The sequence below is a fragment of the Streptomyces sp. MK7 genome, assembly GCF_032658145.1.
Classification (GTDB): domain Bacteria; phylum Actinomycetota; class Actinomycetes; order Streptomycetales; family Streptomycetaceae; genus Streptomyces; species Streptomyces spiralis.
The window spans coordinates 60,736-75,418 of sequence record NZ_JAVACL010000028.1 but is presented as its reverse complement, the minus strand read 5'-3'; the positions used below and the strand labels follow the sequence as shown (position 1 = coordinate 75,418).

At 72.4% G+C, this 14,683-nt stretch carries 10 protein-coding genes; 2 read left to right on the top strand and 8 right to left on the bottom strand.

All coding sequences use genetic code 11. The features are described from left to right. Positions 1–3 precede the first annotated feature (3 nt). The 4 genes from R2S09_RS26635 to R2S09_RS26620 all read right to left on the bottom strand — a co-directional run bounded on the left by R2S09_RS26635 (position 4) and on the right by R2S09_RS26620 (position 4,348). Complete coding sequence (locus R2S09_RS26635) at positions 4–948, bottom strand: glutaminase (protein WP_306187687.1); 945 nt, start codon at positions 946–948, stop codon at positions 4–6. A 35-nt stretch (positions 949–983) separates the two neighbouring features. Then, positions 984–2,393, bottom strand: a complete 1,410-nt coding sequence (gene aspA, locus R2S09_RS26630) for an aspartate ammonia-lyase (RefSeq protein ID WP_306187690.1) — start codon at positions 2,391–2,393, stop codon at positions 984–986. Positions 2,394–2,511: 118 nt separating this feature from the next. Beyond that, positions 2,512–3,528, bottom strand: coding sequence for an asparaginase (locus tag R2S09_RS26625; RefSeq protein ID WP_316743709.1), 1,017 nt, complete (start codon positions 3,526–3,528; stop codon positions 2,512–2,514). An 88-nt stretch (positions 3,529–3,616) separates the two neighbouring features. Next, positions 3,617–4,348 (bottom strand): FadR/GntR family transcriptional regulator, encoded by a 732-nt coding sequence (locus tag R2S09_RS26620; RefSeq protein WP_306187692.1) that lies wholly within the window; start codon positions 4,346–4,348, stop codon positions 3,617–3,619. Positions 4,349–4,500: 152 nt separating this feature from the next. Between R2S09_RS26620 and R2S09_RS26615 the strand changes: the two genes are divergently transcribed. Continuing rightward, positions 4,501–4,722 carry a hypothetical protein gene (locus R2S09_RS26615; protein WP_306187693.1) on the top strand — a complete coding sequence of 74 codons (222 nt, stop codon included), beginning with the start codon at positions 4,501–4,503 and terminating at the stop codon, positions 4,720–4,722. Then, entirely contained in the window at positions 4,719–6,668 is a 1,950-nt protein-coding gene (locus R2S09_RS26610) for an aKG-HExxH-type peptide beta-hydroxylase (RefSeq protein WP_316743681.1), read from the top strand. Before R2S09_RS26615 ends, R2S09_RS26610 begins: the two co-directional genes overlap by 4 nt. On the opposite strand, the gene fxsT is transcribed toward R2S09_RS26610, so the two are convergent. Genes fxsT through R2S09_RS26590 form a run of 4 tightly spaced genes read right to left on the bottom strand, consistent with a single transcriptional unit; the run spans position 6,573 to position 14,599 of the window. Further along, positions 6,573–10,958: an FxSxx-COOH system tetratricopeptide repeat protein gene (fxsT, locus tag R2S09_RS26605; RefSeq protein WP_306187697.1), complete on the bottom strand. Its 4,386-nt coding sequence runs from the start codon at positions 10,956–10,958 to the stop codon at positions 6,573–6,575. The two genes, R2S09_RS26610 and fxsT, sit on opposite strands and share 96 nt — an antisense overlap. Next, positions 10,955–12,088 carry an AAA family ATPase gene (locus R2S09_RS26600; protein WP_316743679.1) on the bottom strand — a complete coding sequence of 378 codons (1,134 nt, stop codon included), beginning with the start codon at positions 12,086–12,088 and terminating at the stop codon, positions 10,955–10,957. Before R2S09_RS26600 ends, fxsT begins: the two co-directional genes overlap by 4 nt. Next, on the bottom strand, positions 12,085–13,581 hold the full coding sequence (locus R2S09_RS26595; protein WP_316743677.1) for an effector-associated domain 2-containing protein: 1,497 nt from the start codon (positions 13,579–13,581) through the stop codon (positions 12,085–12,087). Before R2S09_RS26595 ends, R2S09_RS26600 begins: the two co-directional genes overlap by 4 nt. Continuing rightward, positions 13,574–14,599, bottom strand: a complete 1,026-nt coding sequence (locus R2S09_RS26590) for a trypsin-like peptidase domain-containing protein (RefSeq protein WP_316743676.1) — start codon at positions 14,597–14,599, stop codon at positions 13,574–13,576. Before R2S09_RS26590 ends, R2S09_RS26595 begins: the two co-directional genes overlap by 8 nt. Positions 14,600–14,683: the final 84 nt, after the last annotated feature.

Genomic DNA, 14,683 nt, shown 5'->3' with positions numbered 1-14,683 from the left:
GGCTCAGAACACCGACAGGCCGGTGAGCGTCGTGAAGCGGTCCAGGGCGGCGACGCCCGCCACCGAGTTGCCCCGCTCGTCCAGAGCGGGACTCCACACGCACAGCGCGCACCGGCCGGGGACCACCGCGATGATGCCGCCGCCCACACCGCTCTTGCCGGGCAGCCCGACCCGGTAGGCGAAGTCGCCCGCCGCGTCGTAGGTCCCGCAGGTCAGCATGATCGCGTTGACCTGCTTGGCCTGGCTGCGGCTGAGCAGCCGGGTGCCGTCGGCGCGGACGCCGTGCCGGGCCAGGAACGTGGCGGCCAGGGCCAGGTCGGCGCAGGACGCCGCGATCGAGCACTGGCGGAAGTACTGGTCGAGCAGGACCGGCACCGGGTTGTCGATGTTGCCGTAGGACGCCATGAAATGCGCGAGGGCGGCGTTGCGGTCGCCGTGCGCGGTCTCGGAGGCGGCGACCTCCTCGTCGAAGTCGAGGTCCGGGTTGCCGCTCTCGGCACGCAGCAGAGCGAGCAGTTCGCCGGCCGCGTCCCCGGTACGGGTCTGGAGGCGGTCGGTGACGACCAGGGCGCCCGCGTTGATGAACGGGTTGCGCGGGATGCCGTTCTCGTACTCCAGCTGCACCAGCGAGTTGAACGGGTTGCCCGAGGGCTCGCGGCCCACGTGCTCCCACAGCTCGTCGCCCTCGCGGGCCAGGTCGAGCGCGAGGGTGAACACCTTCGTGATGGACTGCGCCGAGAACGGCTCCCGCCAGTCCCCCACCCCGTACACCGTGCCGTCCAGTTCGGCGACGGCCATGCCGAAGGCGCGCGGGTCGCGGGCCGCGAGCGCCGGGATGTAGTCGGCGGGGCGCCCGCGGCCGGGCGTGTGCTCGACCTCCTCGGCGATGCGCTCCAGGACCGGCTGGAAGGCCGGGGTGGACGACGGGGGAACTGCCATGATCACCATTGTGCCTCCGGCCGGTCCCGGTGCGCCGCCGCGGCTCAGACCAGAGGTGCGCCGCTGCCCGCCACGACCTCCGGCCGCAGCAGGTCCGCCAGCCGCTCGGCCGGCAGCAGGCCCTTCTCCAGAACGAGTTCGGCCACCCCGCGGCCGGTGGCGAGGGCCTCCTTGGCGATGTCGGTGGCGGCGGTGTAGCCGATGTGCGGGTTGAGGGCGGTCACCAGGCCGATGGAGTTCTCGACGGTGGCGCGCAGCGCCTCGGTGTTGGCGGTGATGCCGTCGACGCAGCGCTCGGCGAGCGTCAGGCAGGCGGCCCGCAGGTGGGTGATGCTCTCCGACAGGGAGTGCAGGATGATCGGCTCGAACGCGTTGAGCTGGAGCTGTCCGGCCTCGGCGGCCATGGTGATGGTGACGTCGTTGCCGATCACCTCGAAGGCGACCTGGTTGACGACCTCGGGGATCACCGGGTTGACCTTGCCGGGCATGATGGACGATCCGGCCTGCACCGGCGGCAGGTTGATCTCGCCGAGGCCGGCGCGCGGCCCGGAGGAGAGCAGCCGCAGGTCGTTGCAGCTCTTGGAGAGCTTGACCGCGATCCGCTTGAGCACACCGGACATCTGGACGAACGCGCCGCAGTCCTGGGTGGCCTCGACCAGGTTGGCCGCGGTGACCAGAGGCAGTCCGGTGATGTCGGACAGGTGGCGGCGGGCGGACTCGGCGTATCCGGCGGGCGCGTTGAGGCCGGTGCCGATCGCGGTGGCGCCGAGGTTGATCTCGTGGATCAGCTCGACGGCCTCCGCGAGGCGGCTGCGGTCCTCGTCGAGCATGACGGCGTACGCGGAGAACTCCTGGCCGAGCGTCATCGGCACCGCGTCCTGCAGCTGGGTGCGGCCCATCTTCAGTACGTCGCGGAACTCGACGGCCTTGCGGGCGAAGGCGTCCTGGAGCACGGCCATCGCCTTGAGCAGCCCGCGCACCGCGAACACGGTCGCGATCTTGACGGCGGTCGGGTAGACGTCGTTGGTGGACTGGCCGAGGTTGACGTCCTCGTTGGGGTGCAGGTGCCGGTACTCGCCCTTGGCGTGACCCAGCAGTTCCAGGGCGCGGTTGGCGACGACCTCGTTGGCGTTCATGTTGGTGGAGGTGCCGGCGCCGCCCTGGATCACGTCGACCACGAACTGGTCGTGCAGCTTGCCGGAGCGGATCTCCCGGCAGGCGGCGACGACGGCGGCGGCCTTGCCCGGATCCAGCAGGCCGAGCTCCTCGTTGGCGAGGGCGGCGGCCTCCTTGACGGCGGCCAGGGCGTCGATCAGGTGCGGATAGGCGGAGATCGGCGTTCCGGTGACGGGAAAGTTCTCCGTGGCGCGCAGGGTGTGGATGCCCCAGTACGCCTCGGCGGGAACGTCCCGGTCGCCGAGCAGGTCGTGTTCGCTTCGGGTGACGGCGGTCATGAGGATGCGGCCTCTTTCGGAAGTACGAGGTCTCGTCGTCCCCTTCCCCTCGTCCGCCCGGAGGACGGGCGGACAGGGACGTGGCGACAGAGCCCGGAGAGGAGGGGTGCGGGTGTGATCAGGCGCAGGCCGGCTCGGTCAGTGGCTCCAGCGCGCGGACCGGGCGGACCCGGCCGACCGGGACGCCGCCACCCAGCAGCTGCTCACCCGCGAACTCGGTGAGCAGCTCCGCGTCGACGCCGGCCCGGACGAGGGCAGCCGCGGCGACCGGGATCCGGGCCCGGTTCGCACCGTCGGCGATCTTCACGGCGACGGCCCTGCCGTCCGGCAGCGCGGCGACCTGGACGCCCTCGAAGCCGTCCTTGGCGAGCAGTCCGGGCACGGCCCGCATCAGCGCGGCCACGTCCCGGCCGGAGCCGGAGGCCATCTCGGCGTGCTCGCGCATCGCGTCGGCCACGCGGGCCTCGGGGGTGCCGGGGGCGGCGGTGGTGATACGGGCGAGGGCGCGGGCGAGGCCGTGCAGGGAGACGGCGAACAGGGGCGCGCCGCAGCCGTCGACCGTGACCTGTGCGATCCGCTGGCCGGTGAGGTCCTCCACGGTCTCGGCGACGGCCTGCTGGAGGGGGTGGGCCGGGTCCAGGTAGTCGTCCGGGGACCAGCCGTTGAGCTCGCAGGTGTAGAGCATGGCGGCGTGCTTGCCGGAGCAGTTCTGGGCGAGCCGGGAGGGCCTGCGGCCCTCGCGCACCCAGGTGTCCCGGACCACCGGGTCGAACGGCAGGTCGGGGACGTTGCGCAGGTCGTCCTCGGCCAGCCCGGCCAGTTCGAGGATCCGCCGGGCGCCGGCCAGGTGGCGTTCCTCGCCGGAGTGGCTGGCGGCGGCGAGCGAGAGCAGGTCACCGTCGAGCGGGAGGCCGGCCCGCACCATGGCCACGGCCTGGACGGGCTTGAGGGCCGAGCGCGGGTAGAAGGCCGCCTCGATGTCGCCGAGCTGGAAGCCGGCCCGGCCGTCGGCGTCGAGGACGACGACGGAGCCGTAGTGGATGCCCTCGGTCACGCCGCCGCGGACGAGGTGGGCGACGGGGGCGTGGAGGGGGTCGCGGACGAGGGGTGCCGCCGCGGGCGAACTGCTGTACATCACTGCCTGCATCACTGGTGGGTGGGTGTCGTGGGCCTGCGCGGGGTTCATGTGCCGGCCCGGCTGGGGGTGCGGCCGGCGGGTCTGCTCACGCCTCGGTTCCGCCGTCGGTGCGCTCGTCGGGGCGCGCGGCGCGCATGATGTCGGTGAGGGTGGTCTCGACGCGGTCGAGGTGGTGGGACATCGCGGCCACCGCGTCCTGCTCGCTGCCGCCGGTGAGGGCCTCGACGATGGCGCGGTGCTCCCGGTTGGACTGCTCGCGCCGGCCGCCGAGCTCGTTCAGGAAGGCCGACTGGCGGGCCAGCGCGTCGCGGATCTCCTCGATGACCCGGCGGAACACCGGGTTCCGGGCGGCCTGGGCGACGGAGAGGTGGAAGAGGGTGTCCAGCGCGACCCATGAGGTGGTGTCGGTCTCCTGCTCCATCCGCTCCAGCAGGTGGACCAGCTGGTCCAGGTCCTCGGGGGTGCGGCGCCGCGCCGCGTAGCCGGCGACCGGGATCTCGATGTGCCGGCGCACCTCCAGCAGGTCGCTGGCCGCATAGTCGCCGAAGGTGGGGTCCTCCACCGCACTGGCGACGACGAAGGTGCCCTTGCCGGTCCTGGAGACGGTCAGGCCCATGGTCTGCAGCGCCCGCAGGGCCTCGCGCAGGACCGGCCGGGAGACCGCCAGGGTGCGGCACAGCTCCGCCTCGGAGGGGAGCTTGTCCCCGATGGCGTACTCACCGCGCTCGATGGCGTCCCGCAGGTGGGTGAGCACCGCTTCCATCGCGCTGACGCGCCGCGGCACAGGCCCACCTGTCTGGCTGTCTGACAGGTTCACGCGCCGATGGTGCGGGTGCCGGGCGCTCCCTGTCAAGTGAAGCGAGAAGACGGCGTTCACTCCCCTCTCTTGCGTGAAAGCGCGCATCCAGCCGCTGATTCTGTCTTTTGGCGCTCTTCCCGGCCGCACGCGCTTCCGTCACCATGGACGGCATGGCGGAGACGATGACACCGGCTGAGACCCTGCAGTCGGACCTGATCGACGTGACGGACGTGCCTCTGGCCGAATTAGGAAAGGTGCCTCTGCAGCCGACCGCGCTGGTCGGCCTGCTGGGCGGGCTGGGGGCCTCCCCCGCTCCCCTGTGCGAGGGCAGGATGGCCGCCCTGTGCGGGATCACTCCCTGGCCGTCCACCGGTGCGCCGCATGACAGTTGAGCGCGCCTGAGAGGTTCCGGCTGCCGCTGTCGACGCTCACCGCGGTGGCCACGGGGCAGGTCGGTCACGCCGATCTCGCCCTGCTGCGATCGTCCCAGCGCAGCCGGCTCCTGCTCACCCTGGCCGCGATCCTCGCCCACCGCGAGGAACCCGCGAAGACTGCGCGGCGCGACGCCGAGGGTCCGACGCGGCCGGCCGCGGCCTGGGACGTCCTCGCCCATGTCCAGCGCCAGGATCCCTCGGCCGTCGAGGCCGTCCTGGAGGATCCCTGTGTCGGCTCATGGGCGTTTCCGCTGCTGCGCAGGCTCCGCCATGGCGCGGCGGCGGCCGGCACACGGGTGCCGCCCTGGGCGGAGGCGTCGCTGTTCGCCGCGCTGGCGGGTGCGGCCGCCGTTCGGGCCGGGGTGCGTGCCACCGTCCGGATCCCGGCCTATCACGGACGGGTGTGGCTGCCGTCGCTGGGTGTGACCGACTCGGTGGGCCGTGGCCCGTGGGCGGTGGCGACGCTCGAACACGGTCCCCATGGCACGGTCGTCTTCGGCGGTCAGGGGTCCGTGCGGCTGCCGGACGATCCGGCACGCCCCGCCGACGGCTGGCATCCGCTGCCCCGCCCCGGCGGCCCCGGTGGACCGTACGGCGAGGGGTCCGTCACGCTCGACCATCTCAGTCCGTTCCGCGACTTCCGCTCGCTGGCCGACCCGGTCGCGCTGTCGCCGCGGACGCTGGAGCGCTGGCACGAGCTGCTCGCCGACAGTGAGGCGCTGCTGCGCCGGGACCAGCCCGAGGCGCATCGCCTGGTGACCGGCGCCCTGCGCACCATCGTGCCCGTGGACGGCCCGAGCGCGCTCCAGCCCGTCAGTGCGACGGTCCCCGACGCGCACGGCGCGGTCACGATGTCCCTGCCGCTGGACGCGGCGGCCATGGCGGCGATTCTCGTCCACGAGGCCCGCCACCAGCTCCTGAGCGCCCTCGCCGACCTCACCCCGCTGTTCGTCCCCGTCCACGAGGGTCCCGAACCCACCTACTTCGCTCCCTGGCGGGCCGATGCCCGGCCGCTGCGCGGACTGCTGTTCGGCGCCCACGCCTTCACGGGTGTGATGTCGTTCTGGCTGACGCAGCGCACCGCCGACCAGGACCGCGCGGAGTTCGAGTCGGCCCTGCACCACCGGCAGGTACGCACGGCCCTCGCCCAGTTGCGGAACGCCGCCGGGCAGCTGACCCGCGCGGGCGGGCTCGTCGTCGAGGGGATCGCCGCGTCCTTCCACCGGCACGGCCCGCTGGAGCCCGTCACGACGCCGCCACGCCGGCTGGCCGAACTCGCCCACGACGACGAGCAGGCGGCATGGCGGGTGGCGCACCTCGCGGTGGATCCCGAGGAGGCCACCGCCCTGGCCCGCCGGCTGCTGGCGGGCCGGCAGGCGCCCGCGCACCTGCCCCCGGCCCGGATGCGCCCGGCGGCGAGCCGTGCCGCACACCCCTCCGGCGGTCAGGCGCCCCGCACCTGGCTGGCTCGCCTGCGGTGCACCGACGGTGAGGCATTCGCCGCCGCGCGACGGGAACTGGGGAAGCCGCACGCTTCCCCGGCCGCCGTCAAGGACGCGACCCTCGGGGACGCCCAGCTGGTGGCCGGCGAGACGGACGCGGCCCTGGACTGGTTCCGCGGCCGGCCCGGCTCGGTGCAGGCATGGATCGGTGCCGGTCTGGCCCACCGGGCGGGCTCCGCCCGGCTGCTGCGGCAGCGCCCCGAACTGGTGCTGGCCCTGCACCACGCGCTCCGGGACCTGGGCGCGGCCCCGCCGGCCGCCGAGGAACTGGCGGCCTGGCTGGACTCGCGCCCCACGCCCGCGGGCTCAGACGCTCAGGGCGTCGATGTCGCAGTTGGCCCGGATGCCATTGGCCGCGTCCCGGGTGGCCTGGTGATCGACACCCAGCACGCGGCGGAATGAGGCGAGGGCCCGCTCGTATTGCTCCTTGGCCTCCACGGTCTGGCCCAGCCCCTTGAGGTCGTAGGACAGATTGAGCCGGACGGCCAGCGTCGACGGGTGGTCCTCGCCGCGGGACTCGACGCTCTGCCGCAGCAGTTCCTCGTCGATGTCGTGGGCCCGGCGCACCTCGCCCAGCGCGAAGTAGTCGCTGGCCAGGTTGGTCCGGGCGAGGATCGTGCGCGGGTGCCGTTCGCTCAGCACCCGGCTCAGTCCGCTCACCGCCTCCTCGTCCAGTGCGCGGGACTCCTCGATCTGTCCGAGCAGCCGCAGGGTGACCGCCAGGTTCGTGACGGTGGCGTAGGTGTGCGGGTGCTCCGCGCCCAGCAGATCGCGGGTGTGCATCATCGTCTCCCGGCCGAGCGCCGCCGCACCGGCCAGATCACCGGTCTGCCGCAGGTCGGTGGCATGGTTGAGCGCGGCGCGGGCCGTGTCGAGCGACCTCTCGCCGCGCGTGCGCCGCAGCACCTCAAGGACCTTGGACGACAGTTCCAGGGCGCCGTGGTGGTCCCCGGCCTTGCGACGGGTGACGGACAGCTCACGGGTGACCCACACCGTCAGCGAGTACTCGTCGCCGAACATCTGCAGGGCCCGCTCCCGCAGCGCCTCCTGACCCTCCAGAGCCGCCTGGAACCGGCCCAGTTCCTGCATGTCGATGTAGAGCTGGTGGAGGGTGTTGAGGGTCAGCAGGTGGTCGTCGCCGAGGACCTCCACCCGGCGCTGATAGGTGTCCTCGTCCAGGCGCAGCGCCTGCTCCAGGTCCCCTGCCAGGCGCAGGCTCACGCCGTAGTTGTGCGCGGAATCCAGCGTTCCCGGATCGTCGGGGCCCAGTTCCCGCAGCGTCGTCTCGTACGCCTGCTGATCCAGTTCGCGAGCCCGGTAGAAGTCCCCGCGGGTGCGCAGCACGAGCGCGAGGAAGCTGAGGGCACGCTGGGTGGCCTCATGGCTCTCGCCCAGCACGCGACGGCAGCGTTCGACCAGTTCCGACTGGACCTGATAGGCATCCCTGTAGCGGCCGAGCCAGCGCAGGGCCTCGGCGCGCACCTGGTCGATGGAGATCACGTGCTCGTGATCGTCGCCCAGCAGGCTCCGCCAGCGCCCGGCGGCTTCCTCCGCGGCTTCCAGCGCCGGCTCGTAGTCGCTGCGGGCGAGCAGGAACCGGGCCTCGTTGAGCACGAGCTCACGGACCCAGCCCTCCTGGCACTCGACCATGCCGGAGGCCCGGACGTGCGGCAGCAGAGCCGAGTAGCGGGGCCATGTGCTGGCTCGCTGCGGATTGCGCGGGTCGGAGTGCGCGAGGATCTCGTGTGCGCAGTGGCGCATCTCGGCCCGCTCGTGGCTGTTCATCTGCTCGATGAGGACACGCTGCACCAGACGGTGGACCTGGATGGTCGACTTGCGGTGGTCGATGCGGGCGAGGGCGTAGCGCCCGATCTCCCGCACCGCCCTGGCCAGCTTGATCGGGTCGTCCAGGGCGGAGCGCAGCGCCTCGGGGGCCGCGACGCCGCGTACGGCGGAGAAGAAGTCCCAGTCGATCGGCTCGGGCGCGAAGAACGCGCAGACCTGCAGCAACTGCAGAGCGGCCGGATGATCTTCGCGCAACCGGTCCAGGGAGACGTTCCAGGCGGCGGCGACCGGAAGGTCGTAGTCGGCGGGCGGATCCACCTGAAGCAGTTCCGCGTACTTCGTCTCGAAGAGATCGAGATACTGGTGGACCGGCATTCCTGTCTCCGCCAGCCACACCGCGGCCTGCTCCACGGCCAGGGGCAGGTCGCCGAGCGAGTCGGCGAGTCTGTCGGCCGCGTCATCAGGAATCTCCGGACTGCGTCGTTTGATGAGCGCGACGCTTTCCTCACGTGCAAACACATCGACCTCTAGGGAATTGGCCAAGCTCGACCACTGGGCATTACGGGACGTGACCAGCACTCGCCCGGGCCCGTCGTTGGGGAAGAACTGCCTGACCTCATGCGGGTTCTCCGCGTTGTCGAAGACCAGGAGCCAGTTCGAGTAGGGTTCTCCGACCCGCAGGGCCTCCAAGACAGCCGGTACGGCGCTTCGGTCGGCGCCGGCCCGCAGGTCCATCTGTTCCCCGAGTTCGATGAGGGACTGCACGATCAGGTTGGTCTGTTCGGCTGGAATCCACCAGATGAGCCGATAATCGCGACTGTGTCGATACACGTGTTCGATGGCGATCTGGGACTTCCCGACGCCTCCCATGCCGTGCAGGGCCTCGGGAAGCACGGCCGTCGTCCCCTCGCTCAGACGCCTGTTCAGTTGCTCCAGAAGTTCTTCGCGTCCCGTGAAATTGCGGTTCCGTTGCGGAACACTCCCCCACAATCGCGGCGGCACATCCGTACGAGTGACGGTCGGGACGGGCTGCGACGCGGTGGACACGGAACCTCCTGGTGCTTGGTGCGACGGGACGGACTCCTGCTCGGGTGAGACAGGAGGCGGCGAGTGCTCGCCAACCGTAGTAGATACATCACCCTGTGTCACACCGACTGGTGTGGAGGGGTTCTCGGGTTCGCTCAGCAGCCGCCTGAGACGTCCGGCGCGGGCCAGATACGGGCCGGCCAGAGCCGAGAGCGCCGAGTGCAGGGGGCGCACGAACGGGCGGGTGCGCGCGGTGACCGGCGGGTCCGCGGCGTTCGGACGCCATTCGACAAGCCGCTCCCCGCCCGCGATCGTGGTGGCGAGACGCGGCCCGAGATGCGTCGCCACCTGGCGCAGCACGCCCATCGTCTCGGCCCGGGAGCCGAGGCCCAGCAGCTCCTCCCTGACCCCTTCGTCGAAGTCGTAGGAGACCTGTCGGTCGTCCTCGGCGTCGACGTGCTGATCGGTTCGGTGCAGCAGGCCGAACAACACGATCTCGGCGAGGTTCCACGCCTCGGCACCCGGCAGGGACCTCTGGATGAGCCGCATGACCGGAAGGTTGAGGGGGGCGGCGGCCAGCCGGCGCGCCAGGGCCACCGCGGTCGGTGACGCCTTGGCCATGAAGTTCCTGACCGTGTCCCGTGCGCGCGTCACCGGGACCTCCGACCAAGGCAGTGCCTCCTGACGGAGCACTCCCAGGTCTCCTCGCGGGCTGGTGAGAAGCACGGCAGCCTGGTGCCGGCGGCCGGACGCCGCCACCAGGCGCGCCCAGCGCCCGAGGGCCCCCGGCGACATCTCCAGCACGGGGACCGGCACGGCCTGCTCGGCGTGGGCCGCCGCTCGCGTGCCGAGGCCCATGCCCGGGCCGCTGGTGCCCAGGACGCGCAGCAGCCGGTTCGGGGCGGCGGCCGCGACCGTGTCCAGCTCCGCCCTCATCGCGGTCGGCAGGGTGAACTCCCAGACCTCCTGCGGCATCAGACTGAGCACGGCGGTCGGGGAGGTGCGGGCGGCCGAGCTGAGGAACGCCGCCGCGTTGCCGTTGCGCCAGGCCTGGGCGAAGCCGTCCGTCACCACGAGCACGACGTCGTCCGGCCCGCTGCCGACGGCGGGCGCCCGGCGGCGATGGCGACGCACCGCGGAACCGGCGGCGGCCACGTCCACGGAGGTCACGGTGATGTGCCGGAACGCCGCCGTCTGTTCCAGCACCCCGCGTAACTGACGGATGGTACCGGTCCACAGCTCCATCGACGGCGAGCTGTCGATCAGCAGGACGAGACCCAGCCGGCGCTCCTCGGGCTGCCGGCAGACCGGCAGCCACAGTCCGTCCGCGGCGATCCGGTCCGCGGTCGCCTCCTCATCCATCTCCCACGCGTCCGGTTCCGGGCGACGCAGCCGCAGCGGCCGTAACGCACGGGCCAGGGCCAGTCCGCCGCGCGGCAGTAGCACGGCATGGGCGGGCTCCGGCTCGAGCGGCCCGTGGACGCCCGGTCCGGCCCGTCTGTGCGGCGGATCGTCCCCGCCCTCGGTGTTCCCCGTCGGATCGCCGCCGGGAAGACGGAACGCCCGTTCGGCCGCCTCGGTGCCCGTACGGTCCGGCGCGGCGCCGTTGTGTCCGGCACCGGGGCCGTCCGGGGCGGTGCCGTTCCGCTCGGTGTCCGTCGGCATCGGGTCCGGTCGTTCCCCTTCGGGGACGGGTGATGCGGTCCCGGTCCCGTTGACACGCTGCGTCCGACGACGGCCCGCGGAGCGGCGGCCGGTCCGCGGGGGTGACCAGTCACGGTAGGGTGCCGCCGCGTCCTGGCAGGCGGCCAGGTACACGGCGTCCCGGACGTCCAGCCAGGAGACGCCGCTCACCGGTGGTTCGTCGGCCGAGTGGGTCATTCCGGCCTCACCGGCGGTGCCGTCCCGTCGAGTCGGTGCCAGATCGCCTCGGTGAGGCCCAACAGCCCTTCGTCGTCCCCGGACGGGCGTGAGGCGGCCAGATAGAAGGAGTTCAGCAATTGGTCGATGGACAGCCCCCCGCGCTCCCGGCTGCGCTTGAGGAAGTCGGCGATCAGGGTGCCCGCCCGTTCCTCGGCCAGTCCGTCACCGAAGTGGGCGGCCGCCATGGCCGCGAGGTCCTCGTCGCCCGGCTCGGGCATCTGCAGCAGCAGGCACCGTCGCAGGAAGGCGGGAGGGAACTCCCGTTCACTGTTCGACGTCATCACGACCACCGGGAAGGCACGGCACCTGACCACGCCTGCGACGATGTCCGCCTCCCCGTCCGGATCGTCCGTCTGCACCCGGACGACGGGATTGCGGCGCCGGGCGCGGCGCAGCTCCGGAATGGTGAACGTGCCGTCCTCGAACACGCTCAACAGGTCGTTCGCCAGATCGAGGTCGCTCTTGTCCAGCTCGTCGATCAACAGGACGCGCGGCTCCGCGTGGGGCAGCAGAGCCGTGCCGAGCGGGCCGAGCTGGATGTAGTCGCCGATGTCGGGCGGGGACGTCCGTGCGTCCTCGCCCCGAGGCGCCTCACCGGCCGCGGCGCGCAGCGCGGCGGTGTCCTGGATCCTGCCGATCGCGTCGTACTCGTACAGCCCGCGCTGGAGGGTCGTCCTGCTGGTGATGTGCCACCGCAGCACCCTCCCCAGCCGTAACTCCCGGCTGATCCGGTAGGCCAGGCTCGACTTGCCGGTGCCCGGCCGCCCACTGACCAGCAGCGGACGGCGCAGCAGCAGGGCGGCGTTGACCAGGTCGGCTTCCGTGCGCGCGGCGCGCGGCGCGTATCCGGCGGGCTGGTGGCCACCCAGCCGGCGGACGTTCTCCTCCTCGTCGTCCGGCGGCGGATCCACCAGGGGACCTCCGTCGAACGCCCGCCAGGGCGGGGGCGGCGGGAGCAGTTCGCCGAGCGTCGTGTCGTGCAGCGGCTCACCGCTGCCGCGGTAGATCCACCAGCGCGGCCGCCCCGAGGCGCCGGCCTGTGGCCGGAACTCCGGATGCGGCAGGGACGTGTCGTCAGGTGGCGTCACCGGCCCTCCTCCACGACCGTGGGCGCGGCCTCCTGGCTGCTGCGCGCGGGCACGACCGGCATACGGTCGGGGTCGTCCCACAGCAGCGCCACATGACGGCCGACAACAGCGTTCTCCTCAGGATCGCGGTCCGCGGCGGCAATCCGCAACGCCTTGACCACGCCCGGCAACCCCCGCAGATCATGGCGCGCGAGCAGATCGCGCAACTGAGCGCGAAAGGCGGTGTCCGCGGGTCCCCTGCGATCCCAGAGCACCACGGGGACCCCTGCCCGCAACGCCTCACCGAGCTCGTCCGTGCGTCCATGCGCCCCGGCGGCCCTCCGTGCGCTCCCGGGAGCCGCGCTCAGGACCACGACGGCCGGGGGCGGATCGGACAGCAGGTGGGCTCTGCCGTCCTCCGGGAACCAGTGGACACGTCCGGCGTTGCCCTCGCTGAAGACACGCCATCTGCTGCCCCAGCGGCCGTGCAGGTCGCGCCGGTCGTGACGGTCCAGACTGCGCAGAACGACGTGATGTTCCTCCCCCAACACCCCACCCACTCCTTGGAAAGCCGTCTTGCGCCATCGTTCCACGCGCAGGTCCAGCAAAGCACGCGGAAGGACGAACTCGACCGCGATGTCCGTCTTCAGATATCCCCAGTCGCTCTCCGCGCGATGGATCAGTTCCCGCACGGCGCTCTCGGCCTGCCCCAGGGCGATCCGCCGGTCCGTGCCCCGCTGCTGGTGACCGGGCTGCACCCGCCACCAGTAGGAGAGCAGCACGTCCGTCGGCCGCTCGGAGTCCAGCAGCGGCCGGAATCGGATGACCAGGTAGCTCGTGGGGCTCCACACATCCGTCCGGCGTGACTCGGAGGACTTCGCGGCCGGCTCCTCGCGGGTATCGGGCTGCGCCGGGCCGAAGTCGTGCGCGTCCGCCCAGTCGGCGAGCGCGAGGTGCTGCTCGCCGTCCGCGACGAGGGCCAGCTGCCGCAGCACCTGGAAGCAGGGAAGGCTCTCCCCCGGGCGGGTGTTGAGAGTCGCGGCGTGCAGGAAGACGGACCAGGGTTCGGTGCAGTACGCCGGCGGGAGCGAACGCCCCCGGCCGTGCAGGAAGTCCGCGTACCATCGGCGCAGATCGGGCACGCGCACGCCGTCGAGCAGCACGAGGACCTCGTTCCACTCCTCGGTGGTGAACAGCTCGACCTCCCAGGCCGCGTACGCCGCCTTCAGCCGCTGGATCACCGTGGTGTTGCCCTCCCGCACCTCGAGATGGCGCACCAGCGGAGCCAGCCTCTCCGGCCCCTCGCACATCTCCTCCATGAGCTGCACGAGCACTGCTCGGCGCCCACTCGGCACCGTGCTGTCCACCGCTGCCCGGCTGCGCCGGCCGAACCGGCGGATGACCTGCCCCAGGGAGACGGGATCCAGCAGTGAGCAGGCGTCCTCGACCACATCCACCAGGTATCTGGGCAGCTCACGCGGCTCGTCCCCGACCAGCTCCTCCGTTTCAGTCATCCAGGCCCCCCGCGGCCGGTTCCGCCGAACAGCAGATCCGGTCCAGCACGGCCACGGCCTGCTCGGCGGACCTGGAGCCCGCGCCCAGGGCCAGCACCGCGGCCCGCAGTGCGGCACAGCCGCCGCGGTGGTCCACACAGCTCTGGACGAGTCCCTGCACGTGCTGCCGGGGCCAGGGATGGTCCGGCGCCGCGCGCCGGACGGGGGCCGGCAGCTGTGCCCGCAGCAGGCGGCCGCTGTCGTGCCCGATCTGCGGCACGTCCAGCAGGGCGTCGGCCAGTTCGTACTGCTCCTCGACGGAGGGCGGGTCGCAGGCCGGGGCGGAGGCGGCGCGGACGGCGGCCGCCAGTGGCGGCCACAACCTGGTGACCGCCTCCACGGGCAGCATCCAGGCGACCTTCGCCGTGCGGTCGGTGAGGGCCGCGGTGACGATCCCGACCAGACGCCGGTCGGCCGGGTCCCAGACCCCCGCCCCGCTGAAGCCCCTCTCGACCGGTGCCCCGGTCATGTGCAGGCCGTCCAGCTGCACCCAGTCCGGACAGGCGCCGCCCCGGCCGGTCGGGTGCGCCGTCGCGACCAGCCCCGCCGGCGCGCCCCGGGGGTAACCCACGATCGCGACCCGTCGGCCGTCCGTGGGACTGTGCGCGGCCACCGGCAGCGCGCCCGCGCCCCGCGGAAGCCGGTGCCCGCCGTCGTGGAGCGCGAGAACGGCCAGATCAGCCCGGTCGGTCAGTAAGGCCCCCGGAGGAGGACTGTCGAGCGGCGGGGGTGGTGACCAGGCCTGGGCGAGGACGTCCGCACGCGCCGACCATCCGCGACCGGGAAGGTCGATGACCAGATGCCCGGCGCCCTGCCCCGCTTCGGGGCGTGCCCCGTCGTCCAGCCCGAGGGCCGCCGTGACGACATGCGCGCAGGTCAGTACGCACAGCCCGGCACCGGCCGGCGCGACCAGCGCCCCGGCGCCCCAGACGGCGCCGTCCTCGGAGAGTATGCGGACTTGCCCTCCCTCTGGCCCCACAGTGATCGTCTCCCCCATACGTCACGCATGTGCCCGAACCCGTTCCCTCAGTGTAAGAGGGCATTCCTCTTCGGTTTTCGGTTG